Genomic DNA, 17,551 nt, shown 5'->3' on the forward strand with positions numbered 1-17,551 from the left:
CTCAATGTAAGGACCACGGTGGAGGACACGTTTACCGTCGCTGACGCATCAGTTGTGCGAACCCCTTCGCCATATTTCTCTTGGCGACTACCGGATTGCCGGTTAGTCTGAATCGGGTCAAAGCCACCTTATGGCGAGTTGCCCTCATGCCTCCTCCCAACGCCAATTCAAAGCCATCCCGACTGCCGCTTGGGGTCAAACAAATTGCGATCATCTGCGCTGTTCTGGCGGCCTTTGTCGTCCCGACACTGCTCCAGTATTACTTCAGAGCTTTCGACGGCCCCCGCCAGATTCTCCAGTTTGGGTACGGTGAGCCGTACAAGGCCGCCAGTTCCTACACCATTTACTTTTTCGGCGATCCGATCCTGACCCGCACGCCTGCCAGTGATTCCGGGCGGGAACTCGAACACGTACTTTGGTCCGTGGCTCCTGTGACCGCGATTTTTTTGCTCTCCGGTTGTGTCGGGTGGTTCTCGGCTCTCGCGGTCGTTCGGCGAGTGAGGCTTTTCCGACCTCACGGCCCAACACCGGATTTTGCCGGTTCGTGAACGGAGACCCGCCCGCGGGTTACTTCAACCGAATGCGAGGTCGTGGCGGCATCGTCATGCCGTCGCCGAGGAAGAAACTCGGGTGCGGCGGCTGGTTGTAGCCGACGTTCTGCCACGCGATGGCGAGGCGGTACTGCGAGTCGTGCATCAGCGTCACCAGCCGGTGGTCCGTCGGAATCGGCGTCGTGTAGATGCGCAGCTCTTTGCCGTCGCTGCTCCGTAGCATCACCTCCTCGCGCCAGTCGCCGAATATGTCGGCACTCAGGGCCGGCGTCGCCTTCGTGCCGTTGTTGGAGGAACAGCCGTCGGCCGTGAGGAGCGGCGTTTCGGTCTCCTTCAGCCAGTCCCACTTGCTGACGCGGTTGCGGTCGAGCAGTTCGCGGAGCAGGTCGCCGTCCCACCAGATGCCGAAGTTGCACGACCGCGGCTTCCGCTGCGAAACCGTCTCGCCCTTCACGTTCCAGACGCCACTGAGGCCCGCGCCGCTCGCCCACATTTCGTAGCCCTTGTGCCGCGGGTCGATGTCGATGGCCACCCCGCGACCGACGTCCGGGCACTGTTTGCTCCACAGAATGTCACCGGTCTTCGCGTCGCGAAACGAGACGCCGAGCATTTGTTTCGACTTCTCGTGGATGTTGAAGACTTCTAACCCCGGCCGCGACGGGTCGAGGTCCGAGACGTGCAGCGCGTCGCCGTGGCCGAGGCCGGTCGAGTACCGGCCCTTGCCGTCGGAGCCGACACACATCGCGCCGTAAATGATGTCGTCCTTGCCATCGCCGTCCACGTCGGCCACGCTCAAACTGTGGTCGCCCTGCCCGCGGTACGCGCGGTTGCCCGGCGTGTCGTCGTCGCTGTCGAACGTCCACCGGCGGGTGAGCTTGCCGTCCCGCCAGTCCCACGCGACCAGCACCGTGCGCGTGTAGTACCCGCGGCACATGACCACGCTCGGCCGTTCGCCGTCGAGGTACGCCACGCCCGCGAGGAAGCGGTCCACGCGGTTGCCGTAGGCGTCGCCCCAGTCGGCCACCTTGCCGCGGGCGGGAAGGTAATCGACCGACGCCAGAGCCTTGCCGGTCAGCCCGTCGAAGACGGTGAAGAACTCCGGCCCGCTGAGGACGTAGCCGTCCGGGTTGCGGTGGTCGGCGGCCGCGTCGCCGAGGACTTTGCCCGTGCCGTCCACGGTGCCGTCGGCCGTCTTGCACACGACTTCGGCCTTGCCGTCGCCGTCGAGATCGTAGACGAGGAACTGCGTGTAGTGCGCCCCTTCGCGGATGTTTTTGCCGAGGTTGATCCGCCAGAGGAAAGTGCCGTCGAGCTTATACGCTTCCAGCTTCGTCTCCCCGGTCGGCCCTTTCTGCGAGTTGTCGCGCGGCCGCTGCTCTTGTTTCAGAACAATCTCGTACTCACCGTCGCCGTCGAGGTCGCCGACGCTCGCGTCGTTCGGCGTGTGGCCGGGCAGAGTCTTCAGCGGGATGGAAAGGTACGGCTTGTCCGTCAGCGTGAACTTGCCGCTCGGGTCGCCTTCCTTGCCGTCAACGAAGGGGCGGACGAAGTAGACGTTCTTCTTCGCGAGGTCGGCGGTGTCGTCGGTGAAGTTCGTGCCCTTCGTCATCGGCTCTTTCGTCAGCCGTGTCGGTTCGGCGGCGTCAGTCTGCCGGTAGACGTGGAAGGCGATGGCCTCCGCATCGGTGCCGAGGAGCCGCCAACTGACCAAGACTTTGTTCCCCGCAGGGACGGCGGCGACACCGCGGCCGAGGCGCTCCATCTGACGGGGCGGAAGGTCCGCGCCGATGGCGGTTGAGATCGCGAGAAGACCGAGGGTGAACGCTGTGAGAATTGCTCGCATGGCCGGTCCGGTTGGGGAGGGAGTCAGACCGAGGGATGTGTTAGGCGTGCCGTCGTGAGAAAGTTATGAAGAGCCGCACTCACCGCCCGGGGTTCCACCACGCATCCAGCTTTGCCGTCAGAGCCTTCACCTGCTCCGGCTTGCCCGCGGCGAGGTCGGTTTTCTCTTCGGGGTCGGCGGCGAGGTCGTACAGTTCCGGCTTCCCCGGGCCGTCGGCGTCGGCCGGGACGTGCGGCACGATCAGCTTCCAGTGGCCGTCGATGACCCAGCGGTGGCGGATGCTCTTGGCCGGCACGTCGAGGTCCACGGCGTTGTGCGTGAAGCACTCGCCGAACAGCGTCGTGCGGCCCTTCAAGGCGGCCACGTCCAGCAGGCTCACGCCGGGCAAATCCTTCGGCGGCACGATGTCGCAGGCGTTCAGCAGCGTCGGCATGATGTCGAGCGAAATCGCGAGTTCTTCCGCCACCCGCGGTTTCACGCGGCCCGGCCAGCGGAGCAGGATCGGCGTCCGCAATCCCGCGTCGTAGGGCGTCCGCTTCGACCGCACGGACAGGGTGCCCTTCGGGTCTTGAATCCAGCCGTTGTCCGCGAGGTAGACCACGATCGTGTTGTCGGTCAGCTTCTTCTCGTCGAGGTGATTCAATAACTCGCCGCAGGTCTGGTCGAACCACTCGATCATCGCCCAGTACTTCGCCTCGGATGGCGTACCCTTCCCCTCGTACTTCTTCAGCAACTCGGCCGGCGGGTTGTGCGGCGTGTGCGGCATCATCGGGGCGTACCACACGAAGAACGGCTTGCCCTCCTTCGTGGACTCGCCGATGAAGTCGTAGATCGGCTGCATTGTCTTGCGGCCTATGTCCAAACCCTCGTCGCCGTGGCGGACGCCCTTCGTCATGCCGTGGGTGAACCCGCCGCGCTTGAAGTCGCCCTGCCACCACTTGCCCGTTTGCAAGCAGCGGTAGCCGTTCTCAGCCAGCAATTTTGGCAGGGTCGGCACCGCTTCGAGGTGCTTGTTCATTCGCTCGCGACCGTCGAGGAACGCCTGCGACTTCTGGAACTCGGCCGCCTTCATGCCGGCGGGGAGGGGCGGGTCGTTGCTCGTGACCTTGTGCTGGTGCGGGTACAACCCCGTGACGAGCGACGCCAGACTCGGGCAGCAGAGGGAAGTCGGCACGTACCCACGGGTGAACGCGAGGCTCTGCGCCGCGAGTTTGTCCAGGTGCGGCGTCTTGACGTGCGGATGCCGCATGAAGCCGTAGTCGGTCCAGGCGTGATCGTCGGAAACGATCAGCACGACGTTCGGTGGGGCCGCGGTGGCGACCGACGTGAAGAGGAGAAAGCCCAAGGCGAGGGAGAGTCGCATGAAGAATTCTCGCGGTTACGAACGCTTGGCCCACCACTCAAGCCACTTCTTCTTGACCTCGGCGGGGCTGAACTTGTTCTTGTCGGGGATAAACTGTTCGCCCGTGATGTCCTGGAGCACGAACCCCCAGGGCAACGAATCTTTCTTGTACCGCTCAATGATGTGCGGAATAGCGGGGGTGCCGAGGGCCACGACTTTTTTGTAGGTCGGGTCGTCGAGGTAGTCGTTGATGTTGGAACTGAAGGCAACGGACTTGCAGTGCTTTTGCCATTCGTCGGCCGCCCGGTCGAACTCGGCACGGATGTCCTTGTCGGCCATTGGAACCTCTCGTTTTGAGGATGGGGCGGGGCGTCCTCCATCAACCGGGCGAGCGCACCCGGTCAGAAGACACAACACAGGAAGGTAGCAGGCGGCGAACGGGGACATTTACTTCTTCGTGTAGACGGCCACAGGTTCCCCGTAGGCCGGCCCCGAAAGCGCCTCAGGGTTTTCGTGCCGAATCTGGGGCATACTCCCGAGCTTACTGCTGTACGTTCCGTCGGGTCGTTGAATCGCCCCGTGGGTTACGTCCTTGATTGTACCGTCGGGGTTCTTCGTAGCGTAGACGACGACCTTCTCCGTGCCCGGTTCCAGACTCGTGTCCATGCCCGTGGCACGCTTGTACCCGAGGGCCTCATATTTCTTGTCCATCTCGGACAACGGGTTGGCCTTGGGGCCGGTTTCGGGGTTCACCCAGTTCCCGTGGTCGCCCAGCGTGTGGGCGATGCAGTTGTAGTCTTCCGTCGCGGGGGCCTCGACTTCGTAGTTATCCCCGAGTTTCGGGAATGCCTTTTTGATGCTCGGATCGGTGTCGAACCGTTGGTCCGGGAACTTCGTCTTGTCCATCGGCGTTTTCGCCTTCGGACACGGGGCCGTGCTGCCGGGCGGGCAGTTGGCCGCCGGGGCTTCACTCGGCTTCGATGACGAACAGCCGAACGGCATGACTCTACTCCCGTTCCACGCTGGCGAGACCGTCGGACAGGTACGCCAGCGTGCGAAGCCCCAAACTCTTGAGCCGGTCCTCGGGCGACTGGCCGCGCGTCTGGGCCAGGTTCGCCATAATCCACGGGAACTGTGGGTCGGCGAGGACGCCGTGGCCGAAGGCGACCATGAGGCCGGCCATCACCCGGCCGCCGCCCACGGCCGGGAGTTGGTTCGTTGCGGCCGCCTGCTTGCCGCGGGCCACGACCGCCGAAACGGCGTCCGGCGGGGCCTGGGCGATTTTCTCCGGGTACAGGTCGCCGAGAATCTGTCGCGTCGTCGCGTCGCTCGGGTCGCCGCCGACCCATTCCACCGGCGGCTTTTTCACGAGTCGGCGGATGGCCGCCAACTCGATCGCGTCCTTCTCGCCGACGACGGCCTTGCGGTACTCCATCGCCACGGCGTGGATCGCGTCGGCCCGGGCAAGTTCGTCCCCCCACCCCTTCTTCCCGAACTCGCGGCCGGCCCACGGCAGCAGTGGGTCGGCGTGGAACTCGTGGCCGAACATCACCTGGCACTCGACGTAGAAGCGGAGCGAGCCGCGGCACTTGAACCCGTAGTGGCGGGCGTTGCGAAGGCCGGTCCGGATGAGTTTCCGCAACCCCTCGTCCCCGACCCCGGCCGCGTGCTTCGGCGAGAATTGTTTCAGGTGGGCGACCAACTCGTCTTCGAAGTCCTGGTGGGCTTTCTTCTCGAAGGTCTCGTACTGTTCCGGCCGGATCGTGATCATTTCACCAGTCCCACCTTCCGCCAGTCCTTGTAGTTCGCAGTAAAGTCGAGCAGTTCCGTCTCGTCCACGCTCTCGGCGAGGTACCGGTCCATCGGGCCGACGAACGCCACCACTTCTTCCGCGTTGCACGTCGGCAGGTACGTCCGCAGCACCCGCGGGTCGTAGTAGCGGAAGCAGACCTGCCGGCCGTCGGGCAGTTTCACCAGCAGGAACTTCCGCAGGTGACGGCGGACGTCCGCGAACGGCTTGCCGCACGTCAGGTAGACGCCCCAACTCCGGCCCCACCCGTCGCGGACTAACTCCTCCAACAACGGCTTGTCCGATTCCAGTTTCACCAGCCACGGGCCGTAGGTGGAAAGCTCCTCGCCCTCCTCGCCGTCGTAGAGGCTCGCGTGCTGCTCGCCGGACGCCTTGAGGCGGTCGATGACGGTCGCCTCGCGGGCGGCGTCCAGCACGGCGTACAGGTTCACCTGCTTCCGTAGGTAGGCCACGACGGCCTGCCGCGTTGGGTTTAACGGCCCCGCCGGGGCGGGCGCGGGCGGCGTTTCGACCGCGGGCAGCGCCAGGGCCGCGGGAGCCGGTTCGCCGTCCGTGTCGTGGCGCGGCGTGGCCCGGATGTCGCCTTCGAGTTGGACGCCGAACGTCGTGCGGCCGGCGAGGATTTCGTCGCCGTTGCGGAGGGCCGCCTCCGTCACCTTGCGGCCGTTGACCAGCGTGCCGAACTTGCTGCCGAGGTCGCGGAGCAAGCACAACTCGCCGCTGCACTCGATGCTGAAGTGGAGGTTCGAGAGCATCGGGTCGCTGGACAGCCGAACTTCGGCCGGTTGCTGGCGGCCGACGCGGCGCGCTTCCCCGGACGGGATCGGGATTCGCTTCCCGGCGTCGTCGCCCGATCGGACTACGAGCGTGAGTTCCATACTTACCGTGTATACGCCCCCAACCGGCCACGGGCAAACGAACGTCCCCGCCTCAGCCGCCCTTCGAACAGATTTCGCAGAACGGTGCCCCGGTCTTGGCCGCCGCCACCATCGGGGAACCGCCGCCGGCTCCCCCGGCTCCCCCGGCACCGCCGCCGCCGGCGTCGCCGATCATCACGGTCGGGAACCCCATCACGATGGTACCGCCGTGGGCGGTCAGGTCGCCCATCCGTGCGGCCGGCATCATGCTAATCATGACCGTCATGCTGCCCTTGGCGATCACGTCCGGCGGGCCAACGCACACGAGCATGTCTCCGACCCGTGCGGCCGGCATCATCCCGATGATGACCGTTGGCGCACACGGCGGGAGGATCGGTCCGCCGACGTGCGGCACGATGCCGGTGACCATCGGGCACACGTGCATATCGCCGAGGCGGGCGGCCGGGGGCATGAGCATTCCCTCCCAAGGGTGCGGGCGGAGCGGTTAGTTCGACTTGCTGCCGGTCTTCGACAGGTCGGCGTCCTTCGGTTTGATCGGCTTGGCGTCGGCCGCGTCGGCCGCGTCGGCCGCGTCGGCCGCGTCGGCGGGGGCCGCCGGGTTGGAACCCGAACCCGAACCGGCCGCCCCGCCGCTGTTGATGAGCACCATCGTGCCCTGAATGGCCACGCCCATCGGACTGATGTCGATGAAGTTGCCGCCGACCTTGAGTGAAATCTGCATCCCGGCTTCGAGGATCAACGTCATCCCGGCCTTGATGTGGACGCTCATGCCGGCGTCCATCGCATAGTTCTGGCCGGCCTTTTCCTGAATGTTCTGGCCCGCCTTGAGCGAAACCGACCCATCGACCTTCTCCTTCTGGTCGCCGGCGATGTGCAGGTTCGCGTCCGCGTCGAACTTCTCCTTGACCACGCCGGCTACGTGCAAATCCAGGGTCGAGTCGTACTTCTCCTTCACCGCGCCGGTGATGTGCTGGTCGAAGGTCGCGTCGAACTTCTCCTTGACGGCCTGTTTGACGTGCAAGTCGGAGGTCGCGTCGATCAACTCCTTCTTGGCCTTCTTGACGTGGACGTCCAGGTTGCCGTCGCCGTCGCCGCCGCCGACGAGCAGTTTCATGTCGCCGCCGACCTGTTCGTCCTTGTTCTTCCAGACCTTCAGGTGCTGGTCGATGGCGACTTCTTCGTACTGGTTGCCCTTCTTGGACTCGCCGCTGGCGTCGCCCCGGTGGTCGTTCGGCAGGAAGAAGCCGACCCGGAGGTGCCGGTCCATGCCGACCCGTTCCTTCGAATCGTACCGGACGCGCTCGTCCATGTCCTTCTGGGCGTGAATGTACATCTGCTCCTGGCCGGCCTTATCCTCGATGCGGATTTCGTTGTACCCGTCGCCGCCCGGCGACGAGTTGGAGCGGTAGTACGTCTTGGTCTTCTCGTCCGGCAGTTTGTACTTCTGCGGTTGGTCGGGGTTGAAGACACAGCCGACGCAGATCGGCTGGTCGGGGTCACCTTCGAGGAAGTCGATGATGACTTCTTGGCCGACGCGGGGCAGGCTGAACGCCCCCCACTGACGGCCGGCCGACAACTGCGCCACGCGGACCCAGCACGAGCTGTCGCCGTCCTTCTTCCCCTCGCGGTCCCAGTGGAACTGGACCTTGATCCGGCCGTACTTGTCGGTGAAGATTTCCTCACCCGGCGGGCCGACGACGACGGCCGACTGCGAGCCGGAGACGAGCGGCTTCGGGGTGGTCCGCTGCGGGCGGAACGGCAAGGCCGAGGGCAGGGCGGTGAAGCTATTCGTGTAGCTCGTCTCGGCCCGACTCGACCCGAGGTAGTTCCCCGCCCCGACCGTGGCCGCGTGGCGGACGGAGGTGAGGACGTACTCGCCGTCGCACTTGATCGTCACCGCGTGGGGGTCGGTCGGCAATGTCGTAATCGTGAACTTGTGGCCGCCGATCAGTTGCCGGGCGAACCCGCTGCCCTGAAGCCGCACGGCCGTTGCCGCTTCCGCCTGCATCCGCAGGTCGACGGTTCGCTTACTGTCCGGGCTGATCTTGGGGATTTCGGCCGGCGCGTCGCCGCCGCTGGCGGTCACGCCGTCGAACCGCTGGGCGTACTCGCCGGGCCAGTCGTAGATTTCCAACTTGCTGCTGTCCCCGACCCGCAGTTTGTGGGACACCTTGCCGACCGACACCGATTCGGTGAGCGCCTTGTCGGAATCGTTGTGCTGGTGCGGCAGTTCGAACGTGTGGTCCCAAAGAGTGAACCGGCCCGCCGTCTGCCCTTGGACCTTCGTCACGTCGCTGATGTAGTCCTGTTCGAGGGCCGTGCCGTCGAAAACGTGTTTGTAGATGACGGTCGTCTTGCCGGGTACGTCCGGGTGGGCTTGCGGCGTGTTCGCCAGCACCATCGTGTGCTTGCCCACCTCGTGCTTGAAGAAGTAGTAGATGCCCTCTTCTTCCATCAGCCGGCAGGCGAAGTTGAAGTCCGTCTCGCGGTACTGGACGCAGAAGTCCCGCGGCTCGAACCGGCCGGAAATCTGGTACTCCACGTCGAACCCGGCGAACACCTTCTTGAGAATGTCCGGCACGGTGATGTGCTGGAAGATGCGGCTCTGGGCCTTCTTCGTCAGCAGCCAGACCTTCGGGACCATCTCCAGTTGGTAGTACGTGAAGTCGTTATCGCTGTGCCCCTGGAGGAGTTGCAAGCACAGGCCGTGGAAGAAGCGGAACTTGCGGTCGGGCATCTGCAACGCCACGCAGAACGGCTGGCCGACGACCGCGTCGAACGCCACCGTCGCCGTGCGGACGGTCATGGCCTCCACCGTGAATCGGTAGAGTTCCGACAGGCCCTCTTTGCCGTGCAGGGAGATGGCCAACAGCACGTCCTTACCGAGCGGACTGTTGATCTGAATCAGGCGATCGGTCTGCGTGTAGGCAGGCATACCCAACTCGTGAGATCGGAGCGAACGTCGGGGCCAAGACAATGGTGGTACGGCGGCAAATGCCCCCCCGACGGGATCAGGGGAGATTGTAATTGAACTACGTGCTCGAACAAGCGGTTGGATTCATGCAATCCGGTAAACCGGCACATCTGGTAAAGCCAGTAGGACCGAAATCACCTTCAAGATCGGCAAGCTGGTTAGTCGAGTAATTCTCCGTGGAGTTGGTATGACTGGCAAACTCGCTAAGGACGGGGCTGTCGGTACTGGACTCTCAAATTAGGTAACTGGGGTCGGCCCTGCGGGATAGGGTGGCCCGTGGGACTCATTCCGAGAAGGAGTTCGTCATGAAAGCCGCCAAACTGTTGATGACTGCGGCCGCGTCGGCCGTGTTGGCCGGCACGGCCAACGCCCAACTGGGCGGCCTGGGAGCGCCAGCCCTTCCGGGTGCCTCGCCGTTCGGAAATTCGGCCCCGTCGTCCGTCCTCAACGGCGTGTCCCCGCCGCCGCCGCTCGGCCTCGGTACCGGGCCGGGCGCACAACTGCCGGGCAGCATGAACACCATTTGGTCCCGCCTCGGCATTTCGCAGGAACAGCGTGAGTTCTGTAAGCGGAAGATCTGCCGCACCCCGGCCGGCCAATTGCTCGGTCGCATCCAAGCCCCGATCTCAACCTTGTCCGGGGGCGTCATTCCCCCCTTCTGCCCGATCGTGCCGAGCGTGGCCGAACTGCTCGACCCCGGGGTAGTCGGAGCGGCTTCCAAGGCCAAACTCGACCGGGCCGGGGCCGAAGAACGCATCAAGGCCGTCAAGTACCTGGGCACCCTCGACTGCCACTACTGGCCGGAGGCCGAAGAGGCACTGATCGGCGCACTGCGGGGCGACCGCAACGAGTGCGTCCGGTACGAGGCGGCCGTCGCGCTCTCGAAGGGCTGCTGCTGCACGTGCAAGGTGATCGTCGCCCTCAGTCACGTCGTCTCGTGCAGCGACGCCGACGGCTTCCCCTACGAGAAGTCGGCCCGCGTCCGGGCCGTGGCCGCCAACGCCCTCGACCGGTGCATGGCGAGTTGCAACTGCTCGTGTGCGGCCCTCCCGTGTCTGCCCGGCATGGACCCCGTCGCGGAGGTCGAGAAGAAGGACGACAAGAAGTCGGACGTCGAGAAGAAGACGGACGTTGAGAAGAGCAAGGATGAAAAGGATAAGGAAAAGAAAGACGCTGAGAAGAAGGACAAGAAGGACACGAAGCTCGGCGACCCGGACTACCCGAAGGTGTACTACGCGAAGGTCGCCCGGATGCCGCGGGACCAAATCGGGGCGTTCGGCCAGAAGGCGCTCGAGATCGGGGCGAACATCGGCTACACCGTGGTCGGCGAGGTGAACCCCCGCGACTACGCCGCCGCCGGCATGGTCACGACCCGTGACGGCCAATCGACCGGCGCGAAGCCGAGTACCCTCTGGGAGCTGATGACCTGGAAGGACAACGACGGTTCGATCGGCAAGCCGATCATCGCGCCGCCGGCCGCCTACGCCAGCCGGCCGGTCCTGGTCCCGGCGAGTCCCGCGCCGACGGCGATCGTTACGGCGACTCCGGTGTCCGTGCCGACCGCGACCGTAACGACGGCTCCGGTCCGGCCGTCCACGACCCCGGCCCCGGTCGTTCCGATGAGGTCGCCTGTTCCGGCCGCCGTCGCATCGCGGACGACCGGCACCTCGGACGTGCCGATCATGACCATGCCATCGTCCGCGGCCCGTCCGGTTTCGTCAGCCGTCGCCAACGAGCCGCGACCGCTCGTGATCCCGACCCTGAACCCGACGCCGATGGCCCCCGTCGCGACGATCACCCCGACGCCGGCCGCCAAGCCTTTGCCCGCGAAGGTCGCCGTCCCGGTTAGCACCCCGGTGCCTGTGGTAACGGTGCCGGTCGCACCGCCCGCGGCCAAGCCCATGCCCGCTCCGGTCCCGGCGAAGTTGGCCCCGGTCCCGCCGCCGACCTTGCCGACGCTGACGGCTCCCGCGCCGACCCTGCCGGCGATTACGATCCCCGCGCCGGCGGCCGTGAAAGCCCCGGAGATCAAGCCGACGGAACCCGCGATTAACCTGCCGCCGGTGGAACGGATGGACCCGGCGACTCCGGTGAGCGACCTGCCGCCGGTGGAAAAGATGCCGGGCTAACGACGGGCGGTTAGCCGACTGAAACGGGTGCGAGGGTGGGAATCAGTTCCCACCCTCGCACCCGTTTCACGCCACTGTCGCTTCTCGAATCGATTCCTGGCCCGGCGGCGGCAGCGGGTTGTCCTCCCGCGGCATCGCGCGAATGCGGTCCAGCCACCCGGCGACCGACTCCGCGCTCAGCACCGAGCGAATCGTGACCCCGGACCGCAGGGCCGGGTGGACGGGGGCGAAGAACCCCAGCGCCCAGTTCCGCGGCATTTCCGGCTTCGCCAGCAGAACGATCTTCATGCCGTCGAGTTCGACGAGGTCCCGCGGGTACATCTCGCTCCAGACCCACCACGGGTTGTACGGCTGGGCCTTCTCCCACGTCTCCACAGTGTTGTCTGGTTGCAGCGCCGGCCACTGGTAGAACTGCCAGATCGCCCGGTCGAAGACTTCGCCCTTGTCGTTCATCCGGCCGCTCGCCTGCCACTCGGCCGGCGTGACCGCGTCGATCATCCGTTCCCCCTTCGCGATGCTTGCCAGCACCGCCGAAGGCTTCTCCCCCTCCCACCCTTCCGCCGTCGGATGGGCCAGCAGGGCGTCTTGCAACAGCGTGAACAGGTGAGCGTTGTTGCGGACGGCGTGCAGCCGCGCGAGGAACCCGAGGTTTCGGTCGAGGTCGATCACTAGCACGTCGTCGTCGTCCGACGCGAGCAGCACTTCCGACAGGTAGTGCGCATACGGGTTGAACTGCCGGCCCGCGACGGCCGCCTGAATTAACTCGTCCCGCCCGCGGGCCTGTTGTCGCAGGTCCGCCCGCCGGCACAGGATCGCCATCGCGGCGCGGCCGTTGAACCCGATGCCGAGGAACTCGCGCATCCGCTGGGCCGTCTCGGGCGACCGGTTCGCGAGATCCTGCCACTGGTCCTCGGGGACGGTGTCGAGGTTGCTCGTGCCGACGAGTTCCATCAACCGTTCGTGCAACTCCGGCACGCCGCGGAACTGGACCGTGAGCCGGTCGAGGATCAAGTCGAGGCTCGGGCCGGGGTCCGCGCCGTGCTCGATGGCGATGCCGCAGGTGTTGGCGAGGCAGGCGAATTCCCAGATCGGCAGGTCCGGGTCGCCGAGTTCGTCCACGAAAGCGTGGAACACGGGGTCCCGCTCGGCCGCCGACCGCGACTTGAAAACGCCTTCGACGAACTCGTAGGTCTTCTGGAACCGCAGGCGGACCTCGTCCGCGTCGTTGGTCGCGGTGCGCTCCTTCAGTAATCGGACGAACCGCTGGGCGAGCTCGGCGGGCGAAATCGGCGTGGCCACGGAAGACTCCGAATAGTGTGGGTGAAGGAGTTACGAAATCCGGCGGCGGACCCGAACGCCCGCTACGGTGAGGAGGCCCAAACCGACGGACGCCAGAGTGCTCGGTTCGGGCGTCAGGTTCACGTCGCCGACCGTCACAACCGCGTCGAGGCGGCCGACCCCGTCCGGGCCGTACTCCGGTACGATCTCAACGCGGTACTCGTTTCCCCCGAGGTTGAGCGATGCCTCGCTCAATTCGCTGAGGACGATCGAGGTCAGGTGCCGGCTGTTGACGAACCGCGGGTCGTCTTCCAGGTCGCCCCACGGACTTCGCCGCTGCGCGAACCCGAGCGTCTCGTTGGCCGACCCGGTCAGCGACACCGTGCCGGTTTGTCCGGACGCGGTGTCCGTGATCGAGAGGTTGAACTGGAACCGTTGGGCAAGGTAATTCACCGGTGACGTGTCGGCGTTCGGGACCAGCGAGCCGACTGTCACGGTCTGCCAACCCCACGCCCCGTGTTCGGCCACGCCGGCGGGAGTACTCGCGAAGGTCGAGTGGATCGTCGTTCCAGTGTCGATGATGTTCTCAAGGCCCGGCGTCACGTTCGGCTCCGGGATCGGGGCCCATGTCGACTGGTACGACCATTGAATCGGCCCCGCTGATGCAACCGGCACGGTCATCACCGCCAGAGCCAAGGCCATCCCGAAGCGAACCATAGTCGATACCTCAAACCGGGCGGAGCCGGCCGGACAGTACCGTATCGAGCGAAGTTCGATCAAGGTCAAGCGGCCCTCTCACCCCGGCGAATCGACGATCAACGTCACCGGGCCGTCGTTGACGAGGTCCACCTGCATGTCGGCCCCGAACCGCCCGCACGCGACCGGCACGCCAAGCGCCTTGAGCGCGTCCTGGAACGCGACGTACAGCGGTTCCGCGACCTCCGGGCGGGCCGCCCCGATGAAACTCGGCCGGCGGCCCTTCCCGCAGTCGCCGTACAGCGTGAACTGGCTGACGACCAGCACCGCCCCGCCCACGTCCTGCACCGAGAGGTTCATTTTGCCGTCCGCGTCCGGGAAGCAGCGCAGGTTGGCCGTCTTGTCGGCGAGCCACGCGGCGTCCTTCGCGGTGTCGTCGGGGGCCACGCCCAGAAGGGACACCCACCCCCGGCCGATCTCGCCGACGGTTTCCCCGGCCACGCTCACCTTCGCCCGGCACACCCGTTGCAGAACGACGCGCATGAAAAAACCCTTGCCCCTGAGCGGCGGAAGGGTGGTATCTTATGGGAGCCCCCGCTCCACCGGAGACTCCTGATGGCACTCGGCGACTTCTCGGCCCACCAGCAGAAGATTATCAAACGCTACTACTCGAATCAGGGCCAGATTCAGTTGCAACGATTGAGCGAGCAGGTCACGGAGCTATTCCTGGCCGAGGGGAAGAAGCGCGACCGCGTGTGGCTGTCGGTCGCGACCGCAATGCAGAAACTCGGCGTGCCGCAATCGCGGATCGACCACCTCGTGAAGCAGAACGACCCGCAACTGATCGCGAAGCTGGTAACGGAGTTGCAGGGAAAGTGATGTGACAGCCCGGGCACGGCCGTGCCCGGGCTGTCACATTTTCAATCGTCCACCGAGAAGTACACCGCCGGCCCGGCGACGCTCGTCAACTTGTCGATGACGGCCGCGGCTGTGCGGAACCGGCCCGTCTCGGCGAGGTGGGTCATGATGACCAGCGGCACTACCTTCTCCGTTTCTCGCAGCGGCTCGTGCTGGATCACCGACGCGATGCTGATTTGCTCGTTCGCCAGGCACCGGCAGACCTCGGATAGGGTGCCCGGTTCGTCCTTCACCAACAGTCGCAGGTAGAACTTCGACCGCACCTTCTCCGACGGCACGATCGTAAACTCGCGCGACCCGCTCCAGAGCTTCGCGGCCGTGAACGTCTTCTGCGCCCGGCCCACGGCGATGTCGATGATGTCCGCCACCACCGATGAAGCCGTCGGCATCATCCCGGCTCCCGGCCCCTGGTAGAGCGTTTCGCCGACCACGTCGCCGGTGACGAGGATCGCGTTGAACGCCCCGCGGACCTGGGCCAGTGGGTCGGTCTTGCGGAGCAGCACCGGCGCAACGTGCAGGGCCACGGTTTTGTCGGCGGCCCACGCTTCGGCGAGCAGTTTGATCGTGTAGCCGAGTTCGGCCGCGTAGCGGGTGTCCATCGCCTGGATGTCGGCGATGCCCTGCTTCTCGATGTCGCTCGGCTTCGCCGTCACGCCGAAGGCGATCTGGGCCAGCACCGCCAGCTTGTGGGCCGCGTCGGAGCCGTCCACGTCGAGCGTCGGGTCGGCCTCCGCGTAGCCGAGGCGCTGGGCTTCCGTGAGCGCGTTTGCGTAGCTCGCCCCGTTGTCGGCCATGCTGCTGAGGATGAAGTTCGACGTGCCGTTGAGAATGCCCTGGATGCCGGTGATCTGGTTGGCCGCGAGGCTCTCGCCCATCGCCCGGATGATCGGGATGCCGCCCGCCACGGCCGCCTCGAAGCAGATGACGCGCTCCGCCTTGCGGGCCGCCGCGAACAACTCTTGGCCGTGCTCGGCGAGGAGGGCTTTGTTCGCGGTGACGACGTGCTTACCGGCCGCGAGGGCGGCGAGGACAATCTGCTTCGCCGTGGTCGTGCCGCCGATGAGTTCGACGACGATCTGCACAGCGGGGTCGGCGACGGCCGTGGTCCAGTCGGTGCCGACGGACGCCGACGGAATCGCCGGGTCGCGGCCCTTGCCCGCGTCGCGCGCCACAACCCGCTTGACAGCGACCGTCTTTCCGCCGGTCCGCGTAGTAACGCGGTTGGCGTGGTGCGTGAGAATCTTCGCCACCCCGGTGCCGACGGTTCCACAGCCGATGAGTGCGATCCCGAGCGATTCCGCCATGCCACGTTCCCCGATGAATTCGTCGGGGTGTTCTTACGGTCGGCGGGCGGGCAGGGCTAGGGAGAAGGGGTATCGACGGCGGTTTCCGGCTTCGCCGTTCGTTCGGCCCAGTACATCTGTTTGTGGCCACGGGCCTCGTACAATTGCACGAGTTTTTCGGCCTCATCTTGGCCGAGTTCGCCCTTTACGACGAAGACGTTCCCGGTATCGTCGATCCGGTATACGGTCCAAGTGTAGACAGGGCGATTCATGTTTAATACTCTCCCGACCCGTCGCAGGACCTTCCGGAAACGCAACAACCTCGCGGGCTGACCCGGCGAGGTTGCGCGCGTCGGCTTCCGGGACGGGCCGGCGGGTTACTTTTTGGGGTCGTCGGACTTCAGGTCGAAATTGTGCTCGTTCGGCCCGGCCTTCATGTCGGCGGTCAACTCCGAACTCGTGTTGTACTTGGCCGGGATGATGTTCTTGACGACTTCGATCATCGGGCTGTCCGGCGTGTCGTAAGCCTTGTGCTTGCCGACGACCGTGTTGGCGTTGACGGACACCTTCATGTTGCAGACCGACGTCTGCACGGTGTACTCGCCGTCCTTGATGATGGCGGCGGCCGTCTGACCCTTCCCGCCGATCGGGAAGAATTCGATCGACCCGTTGGCAATCGGCTTGCCGTCGAGCGTAACCTTGCCCTTCACATCGGCTTTCGGCGGCCCGCCGCACCCGGCCGTGAAGAACGATACGCCAAAGGCGAACGTCAGCAACAGGGCGGTTCGGCGGCTTGGTAGGTTAGAAGTCATCGCCGATCACCTCCCCACTGCTGATGGAAGACAGAGCTTGCCAGCTCGCCAGACTGATAGTGTCGCGGACGAACCGCACCGCCCCGTCGGACAGGAGCGTGTTCACGCCGCCGGTGTGGCGGCTGCGGGCGGAACTGTAGTTGTCGCCCGCCTTCAGGCACGGGTTCGTGGCGTCGTAAATGGGGTCGGTCGCCGTGGCCGCACACGCATTGGACGAGTGGTCGATACCCGTGTTCGGCGTGCTGACGGCCATGAACCAGTGCGCGCCCTGGTCGTTAAACACGTCGCCCCGAACGTCGCCATCGCCGTCGGCCTTGGGGAACCGCAGTTCGGACATGAGGAGCGTGTTCGACAGTCCGTCGGTGATGGCCGCGAAGTTCTTCTGGTACGGAACGAAAGCCCCGAACCCGCCGCTAGAAATCCAGCCGAACACGCCGAGCCGCTGGCTATCTGACGTCGTCCCCGGGGGGGTGAACAAGAGGTTGGGCCCGTAGTTGCCCACGTAATTCCCCCGTGCCCGGTAGTAGGCATCGCCCATCCAGATCGCGTTGGGCCGGTCGCTGGGGCAGTAGTAAGTTTTGACCGCCGTCACCACCAGCCCCGTCGGCTGCGAGTTGCCGCCGTTGCCGTTCGGGACCTGGTAGAAGCCCAACGAATTGTTGTACTGGCTGGCCAGGGCTGTTTGCTCCAGATACGGCCAAACGTCGACGTAGAACGTCTTCCGGGCGGGCGACCGTTGGTTCCCGTACGGCAGCTTGCTGTTGACGTCATGAAAGCCGTGCAGGGCCAACCCGAACTGCTTCAGGTTGTTCGTGCACGACATCCGGGCGGCCGCCTCGCGGACCTTTTGCACCGCCGGCAACAACAGCCCGATCAGGATTGCGATGATCGCAATGACCACCAGCAGCTCGATCAGCGTGAACGCACGCGATCGGCGTTTAAGGGAAGAGGACATGAAGAGCCTCACAAAATAAGAAGAGACAATTGAAGGGGCGATCGAATCAAGGGCGGTTGAATCAAGGGTGAGTATAGGGCCT

At 65.3% G+C, this 17,551-nt stretch carries 17 protein-coding genes and 1 pseudogene; 3 read left to right on the forward strand and 15 right to left on the reverse strand.

Going from position 1 to position 17,551, the window contains the following annotated elements; translation table 11 throughout:
- The first annotated feature begins 146 nt into the window (after window positions 1–146).
- Window positions 147–548, forward strand: coding sequence for a hypothetical protein (locus PX52LOC_RS13270; RefSeq protein WP_149110546.1), 402 nt, complete (start codon window positions 147–149; stop codon window positions 546–548).
- A 19-nt stretch (window positions 549–567) separates the two neighbouring features.
- Here PX52LOC_RS13270 and PX52LOC_RS13275 read toward each other — a convergent pair whose 3' ends face one another.
- The 8 genes and pseudogenes from PX52LOC_RS13275 to PX52LOC_RS13310 all read right to left on the reverse strand — a co-directional run bounded on the left by PX52LOC_RS13275 (window position 568) and on the right by PX52LOC_RS13310 (window position 9,359).
- Window positions 568–2,394, reverse strand: coding sequence for a rhamnogalacturonan lyase (locus tag PX52LOC_RS13275; RefSeq protein ID WP_218575354.1), 1,827 nt, complete (start codon window positions 2,392–2,394; stop codon window positions 568–570).
- Window positions 2,395–2,473: 79 nt separating this feature from the next.
- Window positions 2,474–3,757, reverse strand: a complete 1,284-nt coding sequence (locus PX52LOC_RS13280; RefSeq protein WP_149110547.1) for a sulfatase family protein — start codon at window positions 3,755–3,757, stop codon at window positions 2,474–2,476.
- A gap of 15 nt (window positions 3,758–3,772) precedes the next feature.
- On the reverse strand, window positions 3,773–4,075 hold the full coding sequence (locus tag PX52LOC_RS13285; protein ID WP_149110548.1) for a hypothetical protein: 303 nt from the start codon (window positions 4,073–4,075) through the stop codon (window positions 3,773–3,775).
- A gap of 108 nt (window positions 4,076–4,183) precedes the next feature.
- Window positions 4,184–4,738: a DUF7689 domain-containing protein gene (locus tag PX52LOC_RS13290; protein ID WP_149110549.1), complete on the reverse strand. Its 555-nt coding sequence runs from the start codon at window positions 4,736–4,738 to the stop codon at window positions 4,184–4,186.
- A gap of 4 nt (window positions 4,739–4,742) precedes the next feature.
- A complete protein-coding gene (locus PX52LOC_RS13295; protein WP_149110550.1) occupies window positions 4,743–5,507 on the reverse strand; it encodes a hypothetical protein in 765 nt (254 codons plus the stop codon).
- Entirely contained in the window at window positions 5,504–6,424 is a 921-nt protein-coding gene (locus PX52LOC_RS13300; protein ID WP_149110551.1) for a DUF4123 domain-containing protein, read from the reverse strand. The genes PX52LOC_RS13295 and PX52LOC_RS13300 overlap by 4 nt, the downstream gene beginning before the upstream one ends.
- A 166-nt stretch (window positions 6,425–6,590) precedes the next feature.
- Window positions 6,591–6,875, reverse strand: a pseudogene (locus PX52LOC_RS13305) (PAAR domain-containing protein); the annotation flags it as partial.
- Window positions 6,876–6,908: 33 nt separating this feature from the next.
- Entirely contained in the window at window positions 6,909–9,359 is a 2,451-nt protein-coding gene (locus PX52LOC_RS13310; protein WP_149110553.1) for a type VI secretion system Vgr family protein, read from the reverse strand.
- Window positions 9,360–9,703: 344 nt separating this feature from the next.
- Here PX52LOC_RS13310 and PX52LOC_RS13315 point away from each other — a divergent pair, with 344 nt between their 5' ends.
- Window positions 9,704–11,527, forward strand: coding sequence for a hypothetical protein (locus PX52LOC_RS13315; RefSeq protein ID WP_149110554.1), 1,824 nt, complete (start codon window positions 9,704–9,706; stop codon window positions 11,525–11,527).
- 66 nt (window positions 11,528–11,593) lie between these two features.
- On the opposite strand, the gene PX52LOC_RS13320 is transcribed toward PX52LOC_RS13315, so the two are convergent.
- The 3 genes from PX52LOC_RS13320 to dtd form a co-directional block, all read right to left on the reverse strand.
- Complete coding sequence (locus PX52LOC_RS13320; RefSeq protein ID WP_149110555.1) at window positions 11,594–12,826, reverse strand: hypothetical protein; 1,233 nt, start codon at window positions 12,824–12,826, stop codon at window positions 11,594–11,596.
- Between the two features lie 30 nt (window positions 12,827–12,856).
- On the reverse strand, window positions 12,857–13,522 hold the full coding sequence (locus PX52LOC_RS13325) for a PEP-CTERM sorting domain-containing protein (RefSeq protein ID WP_149110556.1): 666 nt from the start codon (window positions 13,520–13,522) through the stop codon (window positions 12,857–12,859).
- A gap of 78 nt (window positions 13,523–13,600) precedes the next feature.
- A complete protein-coding gene (gene dtd, locus PX52LOC_RS13330; RefSeq protein ID WP_149110557.1) occupies window positions 13,601–14,044 on the reverse strand; it encodes a D-aminoacyl-tRNA deacylase in 444 nt (147 codons plus the stop codon).
- Window positions 14,045–14,116: 72 nt separating this feature from the next.
- Here dtd and PX52LOC_RS13335 point away from each other — a divergent pair, with 72 nt between their 5' ends.
- On the forward strand, window positions 14,117–14,380 hold the full coding sequence (locus PX52LOC_RS13335; RefSeq protein ID WP_149110558.1) for a hypothetical protein: 264 nt from the start codon (window positions 14,117–14,119) through the stop codon (window positions 14,378–14,380).
- A 41-nt stretch (window positions 14,381–14,421) separates the two neighbouring features.
- Here PX52LOC_RS13335 and PX52LOC_RS13340 read toward each other — a convergent pair whose 3' ends face one another.
- From PX52LOC_RS13340 to PX52LOC_RS13355, 4 genes are all read right to left on the reverse strand, one after another.
- Window positions 14,422–15,723 (reverse strand): homoserine dehydrogenase, encoded by a 1,302-nt coding sequence (locus PX52LOC_RS13340; RefSeq protein WP_149110559.1) that lies wholly within the window; start codon window positions 15,721–15,723, stop codon window positions 14,422–14,424.
- A 56-nt stretch (window positions 15,724–15,779) separates the two neighbouring features.
- Entirely contained in the window at window positions 15,780–15,974 is a 195-nt protein-coding gene (locus tag PX52LOC_RS13345; protein WP_149110560.1) for a hypothetical protein, read from the reverse strand.
- A 105-nt stretch (window positions 15,975–16,079) separates the two neighbouring features.
- Window positions 16,080–16,514 carry a hypothetical protein gene (locus tag PX52LOC_RS13350; protein WP_149110561.1) on the reverse strand — a complete coding sequence of 145 codons (435 nt, stop codon included), beginning with the start codon at window positions 16,512–16,514 and terminating at the stop codon, window positions 16,080–16,082.
- Window positions 16,504–17,469 (reverse strand): DUF1559 domain-containing protein, encoded by a 966-nt coding sequence (locus PX52LOC_RS13355; RefSeq protein ID WP_149110562.1) that lies wholly within the window; start codon window positions 17,467–17,469, stop codon window positions 16,504–16,506. Before PX52LOC_RS13355 ends, PX52LOC_RS13350 begins: the two co-directional genes overlap by 11 nt.
- Window positions 17,470–17,551 lie beyond the last annotated feature (82 nt).

The sequence above is a fragment of the Limnoglobus roseus genome, from assembly GCF_008254045.1.
GTDB lineage: Bacteria > Planctomycetota > Planctomycetia > Gemmatales > Gemmataceae > Limnoglobus > Limnoglobus roseus.